The 19102-nt window shown below is 68.3% G+C and carries 19 protein-coding genes and 2 tRNA genes; 11 read left to right on the forward strand and 10 right to left on the reverse strand.

The window, feature by feature from the left end; translation table 11 throughout:
* The first annotated feature begins 614 nt into the window (after window positions 1-614).
* Complete coding sequence (locus FB464_RS10415) at window positions 615-2234, forward strand: hypothetical protein (RefSeq protein ID WP_116413919.1); 1620 nt, start codon at window positions 615-617, stop codon at window positions 2232-2234.
* A gap of 110 nt (window positions 2235-2344) precedes the next feature.
* Here FB464_RS10415 and FB464_RS10420 read toward each other — a convergent pair.
* Window positions 2345-2417: transfer RNA gene (locus FB464_RS10420), tRNA-Glu, on the reverse strand.
* A gap of 36 nt (window positions 2418-2453) precedes the next feature.
* Between FB464_RS10420 and FB464_RS10425 the strand changes: the two genes are divergently transcribed.
* A complete protein-coding gene (locus tag FB464_RS10425) occupies window positions 2454-2942 on the forward strand; it encodes a hypothetical protein (protein ID WP_116413918.1) in 489 nt (162 codons plus the stop codon).
* A gap of 33 nt (window positions 2943-2975) precedes the next feature.
* Here FB464_RS10425 and FB464_RS10430 read toward each other — a convergent pair whose 3' ends face one another.
* Window positions 2976-4448 carry a CitMHS family transporter gene (locus FB464_RS10430; RefSeq protein WP_116413917.1) on the reverse strand — a complete coding sequence of 491 codons (1473 nt, stop codon included), beginning with the start codon at window positions 4446-4448 and terminating at the stop codon, window positions 2976-2978.
* Between the two features lie 120 nt (window positions 4449-4568).
* On the opposite strand from FB464_RS10430, the gene FB464_RS10435 reads away from it, so the two are divergent.
* Genes FB464_RS10435 through FB464_RS10450 form a run of 4 tightly spaced genes read left to right on the forward strand, consistent with a single transcriptional unit; the run spans window position 4569 to window position 8174 of the window.
* On the forward strand, window positions 4569-6437 hold the full coding sequence (locus tag FB464_RS10435; protein ID WP_116413916.1) for a sensor histidine kinase: 1869 nt from the start codon (window positions 4569-4571) through the stop codon (window positions 6435-6437).
* On the forward strand, window positions 6434-7102 hold the full coding sequence (locus tag FB464_RS10440) for a response regulator (RefSeq protein WP_116413915.1): 669 nt from the start codon (window positions 6434-6436) through the stop codon (window positions 7100-7102). Before FB464_RS10435 ends, FB464_RS10440 begins: the two co-directional genes overlap by 4 nt.
* Window positions 7103-7130: 28 nt before the next feature.
* Window positions 7131-7721, forward strand: coding sequence for a DoxX family membrane protein (locus tag FB464_RS10445; protein ID WP_116413914.1), 591 nt, complete (start codon window positions 7131-7133; stop codon window positions 7719-7721).
* A gap of 6 nt (window positions 7722-7727) precedes the next feature.
* On the forward strand, window positions 7728-8174 hold the full coding sequence (locus FB464_RS10450; RefSeq protein ID WP_116413913.1) for an EVE domain-containing protein: 447 nt from the start codon (window positions 7728-7730) through the stop codon (window positions 8172-8174).
* Window positions 8175-8199: 25 nt separating this feature from the next.
* Here FB464_RS10450 and FB464_RS10455 read toward each other — a convergent pair whose 3' ends face one another.
* Window positions 8200-9108, reverse strand: coding sequence for a diacylglycerol/lipid kinase family protein (locus FB464_RS10455; RefSeq protein WP_246093015.1), 909 nt, complete (start codon window positions 9106-9108; stop codon window positions 8200-8202).
* 109 nt (window positions 9109-9217) lie between these two features.
* Here FB464_RS10455 and FB464_RS10460 point away from each other — a divergent pair, with 109 nt between their 5' ends.
* From FB464_RS10460 to FB464_RS20230, 4 genes are all read left to right on the forward strand, one after another.
* Entirely contained in the window at window positions 9218-9853 is a 636-nt protein-coding gene (locus tag FB464_RS10460; protein ID WP_116413911.1) for an MBL fold metallo-hydrolase, read from the forward strand.
* Between the two features lie 96 nt (window positions 9854-9949).
* Entirely contained in the window at window positions 9950-10273 is a 324-nt protein-coding gene (locus tag FB464_RS10465; RefSeq protein ID WP_211327305.1) for a DUF4190 domain-containing protein, read from the forward strand.
* A gap of 65 nt (window positions 10274-10338) precedes the next feature.
* Window positions 10339-11175, forward strand: coding sequence for an META domain-containing protein (locus tag FB464_RS10470; protein ID WP_142206665.1), 837 nt, complete (start codon window positions 10339-10341; stop codon window positions 11173-11175).
* 76 nt (window positions 11176-11251) lie between these two features.
* On the forward strand, window positions 11252-11935 hold the full coding sequence (locus FB464_RS20230) for an aggregation-promoting factor C-terminal-like domain-containing protein (RefSeq protein ID WP_246093016.1): 684 nt from the start codon (window positions 11252-11254) through the stop codon (window positions 11933-11935).
* An 83-nt stretch (window positions 11936-12018) separates the two neighbouring features.
* Here the strand turns inward: FB464_RS20230 and FB464_RS10480 are convergent, their stop codons facing one another.
* The 7 genes from FB464_RS10480 to FB464_RS10510 all read right to left on the reverse strand — a co-directional run bounded on the left by FB464_RS10480 (window position 12019) and on the right by FB464_RS10510 (window position 18570).
* Entirely contained in the window at window positions 12019-12681 is a 663-nt protein-coding gene (locus tag FB464_RS10480) for a histidine phosphatase family protein (protein ID WP_116413909.1), read from the reverse strand.
* 81 nt (window positions 12682-12762) lie between these two features.
* A complete protein-coding gene (gene bsh / locus FB464_RS10485) occupies window positions 12763-13710 on the reverse strand; it encodes a choloylglycine hydrolase (protein ID WP_116413908.1) in 948 nt (315 codons plus the stop codon).
* Between the two features lie 166 nt (window positions 13711-13876).
* Window positions 13877-13948: transfer RNA gene (locus FB464_RS10490), tRNA-Gln, on the reverse strand.
* Between the two features lie 92 nt (window positions 13949-14040).
* Complete coding sequence (locus FB464_RS10495; protein WP_116413907.1) at window positions 14041-14457, reverse strand: VOC family protein; 417 nt, start codon at window positions 14455-14457, stop codon at window positions 14041-14043.
* Between the two features lie 284 nt (window positions 14458-14741).
* Window positions 14742-16220, reverse strand: a complete 1479-nt coding sequence (locus FB464_RS10500; RefSeq protein ID WP_342780687.1) for an NAD(P)/FAD-dependent oxidoreductase — start codon at window positions 16218-16220, stop codon at window positions 14742-14744.
* Window positions 16221-16222: 2 nt separating this feature from the next.
* Window positions 16223-17812 (reverse strand): glutamate--tRNA ligase, encoded by a 1590-nt coding sequence (gene gltX, locus FB464_RS10505; RefSeq protein WP_116413906.1) that lies wholly within the window; start codon window positions 17810-17812, stop codon window positions 16223-16225.
* Window positions 17813-17916: 104 nt separating this feature from the next.
* A complete protein-coding gene (locus FB464_RS10510) occupies window positions 17917-18570 on the reverse strand; it encodes a TetR/AcrR family transcriptional regulator (protein ID WP_116413905.1) in 654 nt (217 codons plus the stop codon).
* A 78-nt stretch (window positions 18571-18648) separates the two neighbouring features.
* Here FB464_RS10510 and FB464_RS10515 point away from each other — a divergent pair, with 78 nt between their 5' ends.
* Window positions 18649-19026, forward strand: coding sequence for a VOC family protein (locus FB464_RS10515; protein ID WP_116413904.1), 378 nt, complete (start codon window positions 18649-18651; stop codon window positions 19024-19026).
* The last annotated feature ends 76 nt before the right edge of the window (window positions 19027-19102 follow it).

Raw genomic sequence — 19102 nt, forward strand, 5'->3', positions numbered from 1 at the left:
CCGGGGCGCGCTGACCGCACCGAGAAGGCTGACCGCACCGTGCGCGATCGCCGGGCACAGATCCGGATCGGGAGACTGGCTCATTCGCTCTCCACCGCCGGGCAGCGCAAGCTCGCTCGGCGATGAGCGGGCTTGTTCGTCAGGTCGTCTCGGACTCCCCCTTCTGGGGGTTGCGACGCCAAGACAAAGGCAACATTCTCGCACTAGAGAATATCGGGCCTCGTCCCGGCTCGAAGTGCAAACACGTGGCCTCTATCGTCGGCGGGGAAATGAGCAGACGCTTCACGATGACCTTGATGGCATTGGTTTTTGTCCTGCCCATCGCCGGGTGCTCAGCTTCAGGCTTTGGAGCTTTGCCAACCGTTGACCAAATCAGTAGCCAGCTACCCAGCGCGTCCCCACTACCGCCAGCATATTCACCCATTCCAGCCAACCAGGTCTCCCCGAGCAACGTGTGTACGCAAGCCCAGGCCCTGACTGACTCCGGCCGCCCAGATCTGGCCCTCGCTCTGATCGCGTCATACCGTGGCTCAATTCCGACTCCGTCACCGACCGCCTCTGAACGGGGAAACCCCCCTCAATCCGACGACGATTCACAGTGCGAAGCCGAGCGTTTGAGCGCGCTCGCTGCTTCCGGCCAGCTTCAGGGCCACGACCAAACCTCAGACAGCCAGCCCCTGGCGTTCAAGAGCGCCTGGGACTTATTCGTTCTGCAGTACGTAGTGCCGTCGCAACAACCCCTGCTCGTAGCGAGTTTGACTCTTCTTGCTTTTCTGATCCTCGCTCGTTTGCTGGTTTTTGCGATAAAGCTTCCGCTTCGATGGCTGAAAGATCGTGTCACCCGCACACTCGCCGGAACCGTTGGGCTCATAGTCATGATCGCTAGCGCGATCACGTTCACGCTTGCACTTGGACTCTCCAATTTCATAACAGCGTCGATCGTGCTCGTGGCCGGAGTGGTTGGGGCATTCTGTTTTGCCACAGCAATGGGAAGCCGCTTAAGGCTCCTAATAGACGTCAGCTCGGAGGGCGCACCCGACGCGTCGGAGAGTGCACACATCGTGGCGCTGATTGCTGATCTCGGCGCCGCTCCCGCAAGAGGTCTCGAAGCTCCGGTTGGATCAGACGTCACAGCACTGAAAGACACGGCACTCTCTGTGCCTTCGGCGAACGCGTTTGTCAACGTGGTGATGTGGATCCTCAATACTCTTTTCACGACCACACCATGGCATGTAACTGTGGACATTGGTAAGGATGCAGACGTTTCCGTATTGCTGACGAGAAATACGCGTGCTCGTGCCGCATTCATCATCTCGGCAGACCGAATCATGCCTCCAGACGAAAACCGCCCGGTAGGTCAGGCCAACGCCCTGGCAGACCATCTGTTGGCATTCGTCGCGTCAGCAATCATCGTGACATTGGCGGAGGACTACCGGGGTTTCGAAGGATTGGGCGGTGCTCGAAACTGGCAAAGCGTAGGACTCCAGTACGTCGCCAGTGTCAACTACCTCGATAAGCCTGATATCCAGGAGGCGCTGCTGACGAGGGCGCTGGATCTGGACCCGGGCAACCTACCGGCAGACGTCATCTATCAGTTTGATAGGTATGAGGGAACTCACACTCTGGCTGACATGTCGACTTACCGCGAATGGCTGAAGGCCCAGATCGAGAAAGTGCGCATCGGTCCAAAGTGGTACAAGCATGTTCCTCACGGTCAACGAGACCTATACCGCAGGATGTTGCTGAACATACTTGTGCAGAGCCTGAATCTCCAGTCGATGACGTCGGGCAACGAGAAAAACATACTCATAGTTGAAGCGCAGGACGAGGCGAAAGCTTTGCGCCGTGCCTTGACGACGCGACTCAACGTGACGACCCCCCTCACTGTGAGAATGCGTCCAGCAGCTGGACTGATGTACGCGAAAGCACGCCCATCACCCTTCGACATCGGACAACCCCCTAAAACCGACCACAGGACTACGACTAGATGGCTGCGAGAAGCTCTTCTCATCTCGTCGCCGAACACCGCTTACAACGCTGCGTGCTTTTACGCTGAGCTATGGAATGCGACGTTATCGGTTGAGGAAGAGGAATACCTGGAATCAAGAATTCGCGGCCGCTTCGATCTCATTGCGCAACGGAGCAACCTGATGAAGAGCGCTCAGACCGATCCGACCTTCGCGACGATTCGCAATGATTCTCGTTTCAGAGATCTCTTTGATCAATCTGCTTGACGAAGCTAAGAAGTCGCATGCTGCAAAGGCAGTACATGGCGCCGACGTAGAGTGACAAAAGCCCCCGAGCCTGTGACGTACAGGAACTCGGGGGGCTTTCAATCGTGTTGTGACCCCAACCGGATTCGAACCGGTGTTACCGCCGTGAGAGGGCGATGTCCTAGGCCGCTAAACGATGGGGCCGAATAGACAACTCAATGAGTATGCCATACGTTCAGGGTGGCTGCCAATTCGGCGCCGTTCGGCGAGGGAGTCGGCATGCGCATCCACCATTCGAGACTCCTCCGAACCGCTCTGATCGTCGCCGTGGCCGGGCTTGCTGTGACCGGATGCACGTTCACTGGCAGTTCTGACGGCGACAACGGCCGCACGGGCGGGCAGACCGGCGACCAGGGCGGGAACGGCAACGCCGGCGGCAACAACGCCGTCATCGCCCCGGTCATCGCCGACCTCGCGTCGATCGACGGATCGACGGTCACGGTTCCGCTCGACAACGTGGTGGTGCTCGAGAGCGGGGATGTGAAGGTGACCGTCTGGACGGGGTCGGTCTCCGACCCGAAAGTGGCGGAGTTCGTCGCCGGGAAGGATGACGGCAGCGCGACGTTCAATCCGGGCATCCAACCGCTCGCGGTCGGCGGAACGAGCGTGAGCGTGACCGACTCCGACACGGGCGAGGTGCTGACCTTCGACCTCGAGGTCACGCCGTAGGAGGCCGGACACCGCCAGCGAGGCCAGCGCCGATCAGGCCGACCATGGGATCGCAGCGAACAGCACCCCGACGAACAGCATTGCCAGCGACACGACGACCGCCCGCCAGAGCACCTTCTTGTGGTGGTCGCCGAGGTTCACGTTCGCGAGCGAGACGAGCAGCAGGATGGCCGGCACGAGCGGGCTCTGCAGGTGCACCGGCTGGCCGACGACGGATGCCCGGGCCATCTCGACGGGCGAGATGCCGAAGTTCGCGGCGCTCTCGGTGAGCACGGGCAGGATGCCGAAGTAGAACGCGTCGTTGCTCATGAAGAAGGTCATCGGAATGCTGAGCACGCCGGTGATGACGGCCAGCGAGCCGCCGATCGAGGAGGGGATGATCGAGACGAGCCAGGTGGCCATGGCGTCGACCATGCCGGTTCCGCTCAGCACGCCGATGAGCACGGCAGCGGCCAGCACCATCGAGATGACGGCCACGATGCTGGAGGCGTGCGCGACGATGCGGTCGGACTGCTGCTTCAGCTTCGGGAAGTTGACGATCAGGGCCACGGCCGAGCCGACCATGAACACGTAGGCCAGGGGCACCAGGTCGAGCACCAGGAGCACCAGCACGACGCCGGTCAGGGCGAGGTTGAACCAGAACAGCTTCGGCCGGAGGGTCGCTCGGTTCGGGTCGAGCATCGTGTCGGTGAGGTTCACCGGGGCATCCTGCAGCACCTTCACGGTACCGGTGAGGGTGGAGGTGACGCCGACGCCGGAGCCCGCGCCGCCGCCGTTGCCGCCCTGCGCACCGCCGAACGCCGCGAGGCCCCGGAGCCCGCGGGCCCGGCCGAAGAGGCCGCTGCCGGGTGTGGCAGCAGGCTTGCTGCCGTTGCCGTCGTAGGCCGCGACCGCCGCGAGCCGGTTGCGCTCCCCCACGCCGAGGAACCAGGCGAACGCCAGCACGATCAGCAGACCGACGATCAGGGAGGGCACCAGCGGCACGAAGATGTCGGTCGGCGAGACGCCCAGCGCGGCTGCGGCGCGGGCGGTCGGGCCTCCCCACGGCACGATGTTCAGAGTGCCGTTCGCCAGTCCCGCCACGCAGGTCAGCACGACGGGGCTCATGCCGAGCTTGAGGTAGAGCGGCAGCATGGCCGCCGTGGTGATGATGAAGGTCGTCGAGCCGTCGCCGTCGAGCGACACGGCCCCGGCGAGCACGGCCGTGCCGACGACGATCTTGGCCGGGTCGCCGCCGGCCAGCTTCTGGATGCCCCGCACCAGCGGGTCGAAGAGCCCGACGTCGATCATCAGCCCGAAGTAGATGATGGCGAACATCAGCAGCGCGACGGTAGGCGCGAGGTCCTTGAGCGAGTCCATCACCATGTCGCCGATACCGAGGCCGGCGCCGGCGAACAGGCCGAAGATGGTGGGAACGGTGATGAGGGCGACCGCTGGGGTGAGCCGTTTGGTCATGATGAGCACCATGAAGACGATCACCATGGCGAATCCGAGGAAGACGAGCATCCGTGACTCCTTTGTCGTTGGGAATCTGAAACTATTTCCGATCGGATGCACGACCACCGTTTTGTCACATTCCTGCGCAGAAGTGGTCAAAAGAATGGTTCTGCGCATTATTCTCATGAGATGGCCCGATTCCTTCGACGCCGGCCTCCTTTCGCCCGGCACACCTTCGCCCGGCAGATGCTGCTCGTGCAGGTGGGCGTCGTCGTGGCTGTGGTCGTGCTGATCACGGTGACCTGCGGCGTGATCGCCACGCTCTCCAGCCGCGACAACGCGCAGCAGACGGCGCTCGGCATCGCGCGCAGCACCGCCTCGGACGCCGAACTCATCGCCGCCGTCGACACCGAGTCACAGCAACCCGGGATGCCCGACCGCACCACCATCGAACGCGGGGCCGTGCAGTCGATCGCCGAGTCGGTGCGGCTCCGCACGGGCGCGCTCTTCGTTGTGGTGACGGATGACCGGGGACTCCGCCTGGCACATCCCAACCCACTCCTGCTCGGCGAGCGGGTCAGCACCGACCCGAGTGCGGCCCTTGCGGGCGAGGAGTCGACGTCGTGGCAGGCCGGCACGCTCGGCGACTCGGCCCGGGCGAAGGTGCCGGTGCGCACTGCAGACGGCCGGATCGTCGGTGAGGTGAGCGTCGGAATCGGCGCGGACAGCGTCTTCCGCGCCAGCGTCGCCGATGTGACGGCCATCGCCGTGGCTGCGGCGATCGCGCTGGCCATCGGCGCCACCGCCTCGATCCTGCTCAGCCGGAGACTCCGCCGGCAGACCCTGGGCCTCCAGCCCTCCGAGCTCGCAGGAATGGTGCTCGACCAGTCTGCGGTGATCAGCGGAATCGGCGAGGGCGTGGTGGGGATCACCGCGGGCGGTGTCGTCTCGGTGTGCAACGGCCGGGCATCCACTCTGCTGCAGCTGACCGATGCCGTCGGGCGCCCGTTCGACGACCTCGACCTGCCCGGGGAGCTGCGGGCGGCCGTTCGCGCGAGGCAGCTGCCGGCTTCGCCGGCGGGTTCCCGAACGCGGCCACGGCGCGTTCCCACCGATGCCGGGCAACAGCAGGGCGAGTCGACAGAGCTCCGCCTCGCCGTCGACGATCGACTGCTCTACCTCGACGTGGCCCGGGTCAGCCGCGCCGAGGTCGCGCTCGGCGTCGTCGTGGTCGTGCGCGACGAGACCGACCTCGCGTCGCTCAGCCAGCGCCTGGAAGTCGTCGAAGCGTCGTCGCGGGCGCTGCGGGTGCAGCGGCACGAGTTCTCGAACCGCCTGCACGTCATCTCGGGGCTGATCGAGGCGGGGCGGCCGGGCGATGCGCGCGACTACCTCAGCACGGTTCTGGATCGCGGTTCCCCCGACCGTCCGTTCGCCGATGCCGACCTCCTGACGGAGCCGTTTCTCCGAGCCTTTCTGGGCGCGAAGGCGATCGAGGCCGCCGAACGCGGCGTCAGCCTCCGCATCGGCCCGGAGACCGCGGTCGGCTCGACGCTGTCGCGCCCCGAGAAAGCGACCACGGTGCTCGGCAACCTCGTCGACAACGCCATCACCGCCGCCGCGCTCTCGGCCCGCGAGCCCCGGTGGGTGCAGGTCGACGCGCTCGACGACGGGCGCGACCTGCACCTCGTCGTGAGCGACTCCGGCGACGGACTCGGGGACGATGCGGTGCGGATGCTCTTCCAGCCGGTGGCGCACGAGCGAGGTCACGGTGGCGGCGGCGGTGCTCTCGGCGGCGGCGGCGCCGGTGGTGTCGCCGACGGAGGGGCCGGGCCGGTGCACGGCCTCGGCGTGGGGCTGCCCCTCATCCGCGACCTCGCCCGACGGAACGGGGGTGACGTCTGGCTCGCCACGGCGCACTCCTCCGACGCGGGCGCGGTGTTCTGCGCGCGGCTCGTCGAGGTGCTGAGCGGTGCCGCCGGGCATCGTGGCGACGGGCACGGCGCCGACGCGCATCCACACCCCGCCGGGCATCCACAACCGAAGGACGACGAATGACCGACCTCACCGTGCTCGTCATCGACGACGACTTCCACATCGCCGACCTGCACGCCCACCTGGTGGCCGAGACCCCGGGGTTCCGCTCGATCGGAACCGTGGGAACCGCCCGCGGAGCCCTCTCGGTGATCGAGTCGACCGCCCCCGACCTCGTGCTGCTCGACGCCTACCTGCCCGACGGCAGCGGAATGGAACTGATCAGGCGCATCCCCTCCGACGTCATCGCCATCACCGCAGCGAACGACCCCTCGATGGTGCGGCAGGCCATCCGCGCGGGAGCTTTCGGCTACCTCATCAAGCCGTTCGAGCGGCGGCTGCTCAGCGAGCTGCTGCTCTCGTACGCGGCCTACGCCGAGGCCGCGAGCTCCGATCGCCCCCTCGACCAGCGGGGCGTCGACCGGCTGTTCGGGCTGCTGCGCCCGGGCACGAAGGCGCGGGCGCGCACCGCCACCGAGCAGGCGGTGCTGACCTGCGTCGCAGAATCGGGCACGGAGCTCTCCGCTCCGGAGATCGCCGAACGGATCGGTGTCTCGCGTGCGACAGCGCAGCGCTACCTCGGCGCGCTCGCCACAGAGCGCCTCATCGTGGTGCAGCTGAAGTACGGCAGCACGGGACGGCCGGAACACCGCTACCAGTTGGCTGCCGCGCAGGGCCACCGGCCCTGACGCCCGGGCGCATCCGGTAGCGTGAAGTATGCCCACCTCCTCCCCCACCCCGGCCGCCGTCATCGCCCAGACCGTCTTCCGCGTCGGGCTCGGCGCCGTCCTGGTCGCTCATGGCTCGCAGAAACTCTTCGGCTGGTTCGGCGGCGGCGGAGTCGAAGGAACGGCCAAGGGCATGCACTCGATGGGCTTCCGCCCGGGACGACGGAACGCTGTCCTGGCGGGCCTCGGCGAGGCAGGCGCGGGAGCCGCTCTCGCGCTTGGGCTCGCGACCCCCGCCGCTGGCGCTGCCGCCGCGACCACGATGGGCGTCGCCGCGAGCGTGCACGTGCCCAACGGCTTCTTCGCGACCAAGGGAGGCCTCGAGTACCCCGCTGTGCTCGCGCTCGCTGCGGCCGCCTTCAGCCAGGCCGGCCCCGGGCCCGTCTCACTCGACGCCGCGACGCGCAACGTCTTCAACCGGCCCTGGATGCGCGTGGTCGCCCTGCTCGCCATCCCGGTCGCCATCGGGTCGCAGGTGTACCTCCGCCGGAAGGAGCTCGCGGCCGACGCCGCAGCCTCCGACGAACTCGACTCGGTCGGGGATGCCGCCGCTCTGGCCACGCCCGACAAGGCCGAGTAGCCGCGCATGCCTGACCGCGGCACTCCGCGCGAGCCGCGGTTCTGGATCAACACCGTGAGCCTCGACCATGTGCTGAGCGCGGTGCAGCAGGGCTTCACGCAGGCCGATCATGGAGCGAACACGAGGCTTCGACAGTTGGCGCCGGGCGACGGGATGATCTTCTATTCCCCCCGCACCGAGCTCCGTGGCGGGGATCCGGTGCAGCAGTTCACGGCCATCGCCGAGGTGACAGGCGACGAGCCGTACCAGGTGACCGTGAGCGAGGAGTTCCGGCCATGGCGGCTGGCGGTGCGGTTCCGCACCTGCACGCCGGCCGACGCGAAGCCGCTGGTCGGCGGGCTGTCGTTCATCGCCGACCCGGCGCGCTGGGGCTACCCGTTCCGGAGGGGACTGTTCCCGGTGCCCGAAGCCGACTTCGAGACCATCGCCCGCGCGCTCGCCGCCGGGCCCTGAGTCGGGTCGCGGGCGGGCCGACGCGCTACGCCAGCACGCGCAGCGCGCCGGGGCGCACCGACACCGTCACAGGGAGCGGCCCGACCCGCTCGCCGTCGGCGTACGCCACGATGTCGCCCGAGTCGACGGCGACCGTCACGGACGAGACCCGCGACAGCGACACGACCGGCAGTCCGGCGTGCGTCCCCTTGAAGACCTTCGGGAACAACCTCAGGAAGCGGAACCGCGAGAGCGGCGCCACGATGAACAGGTCGAGCCGGCCGTCGTCGAGCTGGGCATCCGGAGCGATCAGCATTCCGCCGCCGATCGAGCGGTTGTTCGCGACCGCCAGCAGCACAGAGTCGACCGTGCGCGTCTCGCCGTCCACCACGAGCGTGTAGCGCCGGGAGCGCAGCCGCAACAGCTCCACGAGCAGCGCGATCGTGTAGCGGGAGGCACCGCGCGGGCGTTTCATGCGGTTCGCCCGCTCGTTCACCCGCGCGTCGAAGCCGGCGGAGAGCGCGGAGGCGAACCAGAGCTCGCCGCCCGCGTGGCTGAGGTAACCGAGGTCGATCGTGCGCGGCTCCCGCGTCAACGCGGCTCGGAGCGCAGCCAGGGCGGCGTCGAACTCGAAGGGGATGCCGAGCCCCAGCGCCGAGTCGTTTCCGGTTCCGGTGGGCACGATGCCGAGCGGCGTTGCGGTGCCGCCGACGAGGTTCACGCCGAGGCTCACCATTCCGTCGCCGCCGACGACGATCAGGGCGTCCGGATGATCGGCGAGCGCCGCGCGGGCCGCCACCGTCAGCTCCTCGAAGCTCTGTGCCCGCAACTCGGTGATGTCGTGGCCGTCGCGCCGCAGTTCCTCCACGACGCGCGCGCCGAGGCCGCTCGTGCTTCCGAACGACGCTGTCGGGTTGATCGCGACCACGAGTCGCCGGCTCTGGGATTCGGACACCCCCCGATTATCGCCCACCCCGGGCATCCGTACCGCCGATCCGCGGACGACGCGCCAGCCGTCGCGCCCCGACTTGCAGCGGCGCCGCCGGAGGTGTTGGCTACGGATCATGAGACTCACGAAGCTGGAACACGCCACCCTTGTCCTCGAGAAGTCCGGCCGACGGCTGGTCGTCGATCCCGGCGGGTTCACCGCCCCGCTCGCCGACGCGTCGAACACCGTGGCCATCGTGATCACCCACGAGCACGGCGACCACTGGAGCCCCGACCAGCTGAACCGGATCCTCTCGCTGAACCCGGGCATCCCGGTGTTCGCGCCGTCGGGCGTCGCGGCGGCCGCAACCGACTTCGACATCACGGTCGTGAAGGCCGGCGACGAGGTCACCGTGGAACCGTTCACACTCCGGTTCTTCGGTGAGAAGCACGCCGTCATCCACGAGACGCTGCCGGTCGTCGACAACGTCGGCGTGCTCATCAACGACACGCTGTACTACCCGGGCGACTCGTACACGGTGCCCGGTGTCGACGTCGACGTGCTCGCCGCACCGATCGGCGCACCGTGGCTGAAGATCGGCGACGCGATGGACTTCGTGCTCGAGGTGGCCCCGAAGCGCGCCTTCCCGACGCACGAGATGACGCTGTCGGCGGCCGGCAAGGGCATCGGCGGCGAACGCCTGCAGTGGGCGACCGAGCAGGGCGGCGGCGAGTACTTCCCGCTCACCCCCGGCGACACGCTCGACCTGTAGGGCACCGGGCGGCCGTGGGGCACCGGGGGGCACCGGGGGGCTCCAGGGCACCGGATGTCGCGGCGGGCGTTCACCCCGAACCGCTAGGGTCTCTGCGTGACCCCCGCCGCCGCATCCGTTCTCGTCTTCGTGCTCTGCCTCGCCGTGTTGGCGCCGCTCGCGGTGCTCGGCTACCGGCAGACCCGGCGCGCGATCGCCGCCACCGACCCGCGCCTCGGCTCGAACTTCTTCGCCGGGGTGGCTTTTCTCTTCGCCTTCCTCGCGTCGCCGATCGGTATCCTGTTCGCGCACCTGTCGCTCCGCCAGATCGCACGCACGGGGGCCTCCGGCGTGGGCCTTGCGATCGCGGGGTTCTACATCTCCTATACGCTGACCGTCGTACAGCTTGCGCTGCTGCTCGGGATCTCGCTCGCGACGTGACGGAAGCCCGGCCATCCGGCGCCGTGGTTGAGTATCGTGGAAGCTGACCGAAACGAAAGAGAACTGTGCCGACCATCCGAATGATCGCTGTGGCGGCCGCGGGCATCGTCGCCCTCGCGCTGGCAGGGTGTTCGTCTGCCGCGCCGCCGGCTCCGGATGCTCCGCAGTACACCCCCGCATCGACCAGTACCCTCCCCGGCACCTGGATCGTCGCCGACACCTACTCGTCGCCCGACCAGCCCTTCCTGGCCTTCGAGCGGGACGGCACGTGGACGGGCTCCGACGGCTGCAACGACGCCGCCGGCACCTGGTCGATGGACACGGCGGGCGTGCTCACCACCACCTCCGGCCCGCAGACGCAGATCTACTGCGACGGCACGCACCTCCCGCTCTTCCTGATCGACTCCGCCTCCGCCCGCTTCGACGGCACCGACCTCACGCTGGTGGGGCACGATGGCGACGAGCTGGCGAAGGTGCACAAGCGCGTCATGACCGAGAAGGCCGTCGCTCGGGGCACCAGCGTGGTCGTCGGTCTCTGGACGAACGTGGAACCGGGCCGCGACCGCCTGCTGCGGCTGACGATGAATGACGACGGCACCGTGGAGGGCAACGACGGCTGCAACAACTTCACGACGACCTGGCGGTTCGCAGAAGACGGTTCGGTCTCGTTCGGCAAGCTCGCGATCCTGGGCCGCTCCTGCGAAGGCGTCGTGACCTGGCTGAACCTCGCCTCCTCGGCGGTGCTCGACGGCACCACCATGGTGATCCGGTCGATGTACGGCGCCCAGCTCGGCACTCTGACCTACCTGCAGGCCCTGCCGGGATCGACTGCCGACCCTCTCGGCGGGGCGACGGCAACGCCCGTACCGACAGCCGCTCCCACGCCCACAACCACTCCCTGACCCCCCGCGCATTGAGTTGTGCGGAAAGGCAAGGTAGGGTCGTTACGCATTCGTGATCGAAACAGAGGACAACTGGATGAGTTTGCTGAACGGAAACGTGCGTCGCCGCCTTGTGCAGGCCCTCGCCGTGAGTTGCGCACTGGGCCTTGCCGGCACGGTCGCCATCCCCTTCGCAAACGCCTCCACCATGAAGAACGCCTCGTTCGCCTTCACGCCCACCCAGAACGCGATGGCCGTGGGCCAGAGCTTCGACGGGCAGTCGGCCGGAGCCATCGTCGCCCAGCGTGACGACTACGTCGCCACCGACCCGGCCGTGCTTGCTGCGCAGAAGGCCGCTGCTGCCGCCAAGGCAGCCGCTGACCTTGCTGCGAAGACTGCCGCCCAGAATGCCGCAGCCTCCTCCTCGTCTTCCTCGTCATCGTCAGGTTCGGGTGCTCCTGCCGCCGCGACACCGAACCCCGGTTCGGCCCAGGCCATCGCCAAGGCGATGCTCGCCGACCGCGGCATGGGCGACGACCAGTACTCCTGCCTCGTCTCCCTCTGGAACCGAGAGTCGGGATGGCGCGTGAACGCCTACAACGCCGGATCGGGCGCCACGGGCATCCCGCAGGCCCTCCCCGGCAGCAAGATGGCCAGTGCGGGTGCCGACTGGGCAACCAACCCGGCTACGCAGATCACCTGGGGACTGGGCTACATCGCGGGTCGCTACGGCACGCCGTGCGGCGCCTGGGCTCACAGCCAGTCAGCCGGCTGGTACTAGGCCTCAGGCCCGACCGGCGCCAGTTCTGACCGACGTCAGGCCTGACCGGCCTCAGTCCTGACCGGCCTCAGTCCTGACCGGCCTCAGTCGCCGAGCGCGTCGGCCGTCGGGTCCGGAGCGGTTGCATCCTCGAGATCGGCGCCGCCCATCGGCTCGCCGGCCCAGTACGTCGCCGCCCAGCCGTCGGCGGGTGAGCCCTCCAGCACCACGACTGCGGTGTTGTGGAGCGGATGGCTGCGGCTGAACTCCGGGTCGATGTTCTCTGCGGCGTAGGAGCTCCACGCGCGGATCGCCGCGCCGTGGCTGAACACCGCAACAGTGGAGTCCGGATGCTCGGCAGCGATCGTCTCGATGGCCGCCGTGTAGCGGCGGTAGAACTCGTGGCCGTCCTCGCCGCCCGGGATCCGCCCGTCGAGGCTCGTCCACCACGAGAAGATGGTGCTCATGTAGATTCCGATGGCCTCTTCGTCGCTCCGCTGCTCGAGGTCGCCTGAGGTGACCTCCTCGAGCCCGTCGATCTGCTGCGCCACGAGCCCCCGCTCGTTCGCGAGCGGCAGTGCGGTCTCATGCGTGCGTTTCATCGTCGACACGTAGATGGCCGCCAGGCGTTCGCCCGACAGCGCTTCGGGAATCGCCGCAGCCTGCTTCTGCCCAAGGGCGGTCAGTCCAGGCCCCGGCACGATGGCACCGATGGCCCCGTTCAGATTGTCGATGGTCTGGCCGTGTCTGATCAGTAGAAGTCGCATCCCCACCAGTTTACGAGATGCCGTACTTCGGGAGGACTGCCCGGCAGGACCGCGAGTTCGTGCGGGTGCGCGCGGGTTTCCTTACAGGACGATCAGCTCAGTGCCGCCGGGCTGGTGCTCAGACAGCGTTTCGCTGCGGAGCATGACGTCGTCATAGGTGTTCCAGTAGTAGCTCCCCGTGCGCGACGAGAAGAGCCCCGTGTAGATGGTCTTCTCGAACTCACCCGAGCCCATCTTCGCCGCGCCATCCACCATGGCCACTTGCTGCAGGGTGTGGAAGGCACGGCTCACGTTCTCCTCTTCGCTTGCCTTCTCGGGGTAGTGCGCGTTGACGTAGGTCGCGCGCACGAACCGCGACGGCGAGTAGTAGTCGCCGGGAACGCCGCGCATGTGCGACCCCGAGCCGAACGGGGTCAGGCGCGCTCGGCCGATCACACTCTCCTCGGGGAACTCGGGTGAGGTGTTGAGGTAGTTGCGCAGGTTCTCGTGGTGCCAGGCGAAGCCGGGTTGATTCGCCAGAACGTCGACGTCGTCATCGAAGATGTGCAGTCCGTCCGCCGTGTGCTCCACGACGATTGCCCGGGTCTTGTCGCCGATGATCCAGTGCAACAGGGAGCTCGGGTACTTCTCATTGATCGGCCGGTCGACGATCACCACGTTTCTGAGCGCCGCCTCGGCCTCGTCGACGCTACTGAACTGTGAGGCGACCCAGAGCGGGAACTCGAACGCGGCGACGTTCGTTGCGCCGTCGACGGGCTCCGACGCATACTGGGCGTATCCCGGAAAGTTCAGCCCCGCGACCGCCAGGCCGGCGTCGTTGCCGCAGTCGAAGTAGAGGGGCGTGCCCTCCTCCACGATGCCCATGCCGATGACGGCATGAGGGATGCTGGCCACGGCCCCGAACGGCGACGGGGCAGCGAAACCGGTGGGAGTGATGACGACTCCTTCACCGTATCCGGAGGTCCAGTCGAGATTGCGCGCCAGGTACAGGTGGCCGCTTCCGTCGGAGAATCTGATCGCTGTGCACATGAGATACCCTCCCCTGCGATCCGCTCCATCGCGGTGCCGCATGCCACAGTATGCTCTCCGCGCCAGCTGAAAACCAGAGTCTTCGGCGTCTGGTGCGCTGATCCGTCCCGATCTGATGCGAGCATCGACCACAAACGAAAAGGCCCCGGAATCCGGGGCCTTATTGCTGGGGTACCTGGACTCGAACCAAGAACAAAAGAATCAGAATCTTCCGTGTTGCCAATTACACCATACCCCAAGGGCGTGACCCCACGATCTCGGGCCGACGGTCTACTTTAGCCCACGTTCGGGCTCTGCCCAAACCGGGGGGCCGCGACATCCACCGGCCGGTCACTCCCCGGCGATGTTCACCAGCCAGTTCACGCCGAAACGGTCGGCGCACATGCCGAACTGGTCGCCCCAGGGCGCCTTCATCAGCGGCACGGTCACGCTGCCGCCGTTGCCCGAGAGCGCCTCCCAGAAGGCGGTGAGCTCGGCCTCGTCGGACGGTCCACCGCTCAGCGACACGGAGATGGTGTCACCGGGGTTGTACGACATCCTGCCGGGGGTGTCGGAGGCCATCAGGTTCAGCCCGCCGGGAGTCGTCAGCTGGGAGTGCATGACCAGGTCGACCTCGGCCGGATCCTCGCTCGCGTGCATCTCCCCGAAGGTGCTCCGGATGATCTCCCCACCGAAAACGCTCTGGTAGAAGTCGAGCGCCGCACGGGCGTCGCCCCTGAAGCCGAGGTACGGGTTGAGAATGGTCACGGCGGGTCTCCTGTCGGGTGGCGGGCTCCCCCGGGCCTCGCGACCATTGTGGCGGAGGCGCGCCCCCGCGGCAAGAGGCGCTGCTCCCCGCCGCGCCCGCCCCGGCCCGCCCCCGCGCGCCCGGCCGCGCCCGCCCCGCCGCACCCCCGCCCGCCCCGCCGCGCCCGGGCGCTACGAACGGGCGAGGATCAGCTGACGCGGCCGCCTATACGGTGCCGTGCCGGCCCACCTTCGTCGATTCGTGCGGGAGTTGGCGGGGCGGCAGCTTGCGGAGGGGCGTGCGGCTAGAGCACGCCGATGAGGTGGCGGTTGATCGTCGCGGCGACCCGGGCACCGTCGCCGGCCGCGACCACGAGCTGTTGCGCGCCGGGCGGGGTCGAGTCCCCGGCCGCGAAGACGCCCGGAACCGAGGTGCGGCCGAGCGCATCCGTCACGAGGAGGGCGTCGTCGTCAGTGTCGACGCCGAGGAGGGCGCCGTAGTCGAGCGCCGGCGTCCACACCGGGCGGAGGAAGCCTCCGCTCCGCAGGATGACGGTCCCGTCCGTGAGTGCGACGCCAGTCATCCCGGTGCGATCACCTTCGATGCTCGCGATCGGGCGTCGCTCGACGCCGATTCCCCGGGCATCCAGAGCCGCTTCGTCGTGCGCGGTGAGCTCGGCGACCCCGTTCGTGAACACGATCAGGTCGTTCGACCACTGCGAGAGCAGCAGCGCGCGCTCGGCGAGGTCGTCGGTCTCGCCGATGAGGGCAAGCGGCTCGTCGGACTTCTCGTACCCGTCGCACTCGGTGCAGCTGTGCAGATCGGTGCCGTAGAAGGTGCGGATGCCCGGCAGGGCGGGAAGCGTCTCGGTGAGGCCGGTGGCGATGAGCACGGCGCGGGTCGTGGCGGTGCGGTCACCCGATCCGCGGATGCCCTTCGAGCGCACGACGAAGAGCTCGCCGGCGGGGGCAGGGCGGACGGCGGGGGTGGCCGGGGTGGCGGCGGTGGCGGCGTTGGCGGCGGGCTCCGTTGCGGTGGCGGGGGGCTCCTCGACGCGCTCGATGCCCGTGACGAGGGCCTGGTGGAAGGTGGCCTCGGGGTAGTGCTCGAATTCCTCGCGGCCGAGCTTCCGGAGTTCGAGCGGCGAGACGCCGTCGCGCGTCAGGAAACCGTGCGACTTCAGCGTGGCCGAGTGGCGCGGACGGTTGCTGTCGAGCATCAGCACGCGTCGCCGGGCGCGCACGAGGTTCAGCCCGGCACTCAGGCCCGCGGGGCCGGCGCCGATGATGACCACGTCGAAGACGTCGTCCGGATCGGGTGCGCCCGCTGCCCGGCCGTTCGGCGAGGGCGACGTACCTCCGGCTCTGGATGCCCGTTCCGGCAGCAGCCCCGACGCCGGTCCGTGCCGGCGGGCGCTCTTTGCCGGCCCGAAGGTGATGACGGGCGCCTTTGCGGGCGGTTCGGCGGGGGCATCGGCGGCTGTCGCGGACTCCGGCGCGGCCGCGGATGTGGCCGTTGCGGACACCGACGCGGCCGCGGACTCGGTGGAAGGCGCGTCAGCGGTGGTCGCGCCAGCCGGCGCCACGTCTGTCGGCGTCGTATCTGCCGGCGCCACGTCTGTCGGCGCCGCGTCAGCCGGCGCCGCGTCAGCCGGCGCCGCGTCAGCCGGCGCCGCGGGGTCCTGGGCGGCGGCAGCCGCGCGGGCGCGGGCGGCCGCGAGCGCGGCGGAGGTCATGTCACCGACGGCGGCCGCGACCGCGTCGGAACGGATCAGTCGTCCCATCGTTACGAGGTCGGCCCCGCAGCATCCGGAGCCGACGGCGAACCAGCCGCAGCATCCGAGCCCGCGGTACCAGCGCCCGCGTGCAGCGCCGCCAGGCGTGCGAGGCGCGCGACCGTCTCCGCCCTGCCGAGGATCTGCATCGACTCGAACAGCGGCGGCGAGATCTTCCGCCCGGAGAGCGCGACCCGCAGCGGGCCGTAGGCGACGCGGGGCTTCAGCCCGAGTCCCTCGATCAGGGCGGCGGCGAGGTCGTCCTTGATGCGCTCGTGGGTGAACTCCGAGAGCTCGATCAGCTCGAGCGCGCCGACGGCCGCAGCGAGGATGACGCCAGTGTTCTCGGGCAGCGTGGCCAGGGCATCCGCCTGGTAGTCGACCTCGTCGGCCGTCTGGAAGAGGAACCCGAGCATCGCGGGCGCCTCGCCGAGCAGCGCCATGCGCTCCTGCACGAGCGGGGCGGCCTCGGCGAGGGTGGCGAGCTGGTCATCCGTCGCTGGCAGCGTCAGGATGCCCGCTGTCTCCAGGTACGGGAGGGTTCGCCGCGCGAAGTCGTCGACCGCGAGGAGCCGGATGTGGTCGCCGTTGATCGACTCGGCCTTCTTCAGGTCGAACCGTGCCGGGTTCGGGTTCACGTTCACGACGTCGAAGGCGGCGACCATCTCGTCGATCGAGAACACGTCGCGGTCGTGGGTGAGCGACCAGCCGAGCAGCGCCAGGTAGTTGACGAGGCCCTCGGGGATGAACCCGCGGTCGCGGTGGTGGAACAGGTTCGCCTCGGGGTCGCGCTTGCTGAGCTTCTTGTTGCCCTCGCCCATCACATAGGGCAGGTGCCCGAAGCGCGGGATGAACGTGGTGACGCCGATCTCGACCAGTGCGGAATACAGCGCGATCTGACGGGGTGTGGAGGAGAGGAGGTCTTCGCCCCGCAGCACGTGCGTCACACCCATCAGCGCATCGTCGACCGGGTTCACGAAGGTGTAGAGGGGCGCGCCGTTGGGGCGCACGACCACGAAGTCGACGAAGGATCCGGCGGGGAAGGTGATCTCGCCGCGCACCAGGTCATCGAAGCTGAGATCGCTGTCGGGAACGCGCAGACGTAAGGCCGGCAGGCGCCCCTCGTCGCGGAACGACTGCCGCTGGTCATCCGTCAGCGATCGGTCGAAGTTGTCGTAACCGAGCTGCTTCGGGCGGCCGGCCGCCTCATTGCGGGCGTCGATCTCCTCGGCGGTGGAGTAGCTCTCGTAGAGGTGACCGCTGGCCTTCAGCTTCTCGATGAGGTCGAGGTAGATGCTGGTGCGCTCGGACTGGCGGTAGGGGCCGTGCGGGCCGCCGACGTCGATGCCCTCGTCCCAGTCGATCCGCAGCCAGCGGAGGGCGTCGAGCAGCTGCCCGTAGCTCTCTTCGGAGTCACGGGCGGCGTCGGTGTCCTCGATGCGGAAGACCATCTTCCCGCCGTTGTGCCGCGCATACGCCCAGTTGAAGAGGGCGGTGCGGATCAGCCCGACGTGCGGGGTGCCGGTCGGCGAGGGGCAGAACCGCACGCGGATGTCGCTGCCGGTGGCCGTAGAGAAAGGGGGGAGCTCTGTGGATGACATACTGCCGCCAATTGTACGACGCCCGGGAAGGCGGCGCTGAGGGTGGGTGCGGTCCGGGGCGCCGGCGCCCGGGGGCGACGCCCGGGGGCGGCGCCCCCGGTCGGTCAGAGCCCGCGTTCGACCATGTCGAGCACGCGCACGGTCGCGCCGTCGATCATCTGCGCGCTGAGGCCACGGAGCGGGCCGTCGATCACGAGCATCCCGAGTCCGTGCACGGCAGACCACGCGTAGAACTCGGCGTTCGCGCGCCGTTCGGGCGGGAGGATGCCCGCCTCGGCCCACGCGTCGAGCGCCGCGCCGAGGATCTGGAACGGGGTGCGCCCCGCCGCCCCTGCCTTGGCGGCATCGAAGCTGTTGGCGAGGTGGTCGGGCACCGAGAAGGCGGTGCGGAACAGTCCGGGTTCGTCGCGGGCGAAGGCGAGGTAGCCGGTACCGACCGCGCGGAGTGTGGCCCGGGCATCCGTCGCCGCATCGCCGGTGCCGCGCGCGCCGGTGACCGCGCTCACCTCGGCCTCCATCGCGTCGGCCGCGCGCGCCTGGGCGACGTCGGAGACAGCCCGGAGCAGGGCGCCCCTGTCGGCGAAGTGACGGTACGCGGCGTTGGGCGTCACCCCGGCGCGGCGGGTCGCCTCGCGCAGCACGACGGCATCGGGGCCTCCCGCCTCGGCCATCTCGACCCCGGCGGCGAGCAGAGCGCCCCGCAGGTCTCCGTGGCGGTAGGTCGTTCGGCCGGGTGGCACCTCCAGCTGACCACTCATCGGCCACTCCCCTAGACAACACCACGTTCGCGTGCAATTGTTGACATTGTACACATGCAGATTGAGCGAAGGAGCACAATGTTCACCACGACAGGCGCGTTCAGTGGATTCTCCGTCGACGACATTCCCGCAGCACGCAGATTCTACGGCGAAACCCTCGGACTCACGGTGACCGACAACGAGATGGGTTTCATCGAGCTGCACCTGCCGAGCGGCGGCACCGTGCTCGCCTACCCCAAGCCGAACCACGAGCCGGCGTCGTACACGATGCTGAACTTCCCCGTCGAGAACATCGATACGGCGGTGGATGACCTGCGGAGCCGCGGCGTCGACACCAACATCTACGCGGGGGGCGGCATGCCTGTGGACGAGAAGGGCATCATGCGGGGCAACGGGCCCGACATCGCGTGGTTCCGCGACCCGGCGGGCAACGTGATCGCGGTCATCCAGGTCTGACGCTCTGGCAGCGCCGGGCCGCCATACAGCGGGTACTCTTCACTGTCGGTCGTGCGTGCGAGACTGCCGCGAAGAC

Source organism: Subtercola boreus, from assembly GCF_006716115.1.
Lineage (GTDB): Bacteria > Actinomycetota > Actinomycetes > Actinomycetales > Microbacteriaceae > Subtercola > Subtercola boreus.

Bases quoted from the DNA above. Each gene is read 5' to 3' on its own strand.
- FB464_RS10430 (WP_116413917.1), bottom strand. From the start codon at position 4,448: ATGCTCGTCTTCCTCGGATTCGCCATGGTGATCGTCTTCATGGTGCTC.
- FB464_RS10435 (WP_116413916.1), top strand. From the start codon at position 4,569: ATGGCCCGATTCCTTCGACGCCGGCCTCCTTTCGCCCGGCACACCTTC.
- FB464_RS10440 (WP_116413915.1), top strand. From the start codon at position 6,434: ATGACCGACCTCACCGTGCTCGTCATCGACGACGACTTCCACATCGCC.
- FB464_RS10445 (WP_116413914.1), top strand. From the start codon at position 7,131: ATGCCCACCTCCTCCCCCACCCCGGCCGCCGTCATCGCCCAGACCGTC.
- FB464_RS10450 (WP_116413913.1), top strand. From the start codon at position 7,728: ATGCCTGACCGCGGCACTCCGCGCGAGCCGCGGTTCTGGATCAACACC.
- FB464_RS10460 (WP_116413911.1), top strand. From the start codon at position 9,218: ATGAGACTCACGAAGCTGGAACACGCCACCCTTGTCCTCGAGAAGTCC.
- FB464_RS20230 (WP_246093016.1), top strand. From the start codon at position 11,252: ATGAGTTTGCTGAACGGAAACGTGCGTCGCCGCCTTGTGCAGGCCCTC.
- FB464_RS10480 (WP_116413909.1), bottom strand. From the start codon at position 12,681: ATGCGACTTCTACTGATCAGACACGGCCAGACCATCGACAATCTGAAC.
- bsh (WP_116413908.1), bottom strand. From the start codon at position 13,710: ATGTGCACAGCGATCAGATTCTCCGACGGAAGCGGCCACCTGTACCTG.
- FB464_RS10500 (WP_342780687.1), bottom strand. From the start codon at position 16,220: ATGGGACGACTGATCCGTTCCGACGCGGTCGCGGCCGCCGTCGGTGAC.
- gltX (WP_116413906.1), bottom strand. From the start codon at position 17,812: ATGTCATCCACAGAGCTCCCCCCTTTCTCTACGGCCACCGGCAGCGAC.
- FB464_RS10510 (WP_116413905.1), bottom strand. From the start codon at position 18,570: ATGAGTGGTCAGCTGGAGGTGCCACCCGGCCGAACGACCTACCGCCAC.
- FB464_RS10515 (WP_116413904.1), top strand. From the start codon at position 18,649: ATGTTCACCACGACAGGCGCGTTCAGTGGATTCTCCGTCGACGACATT.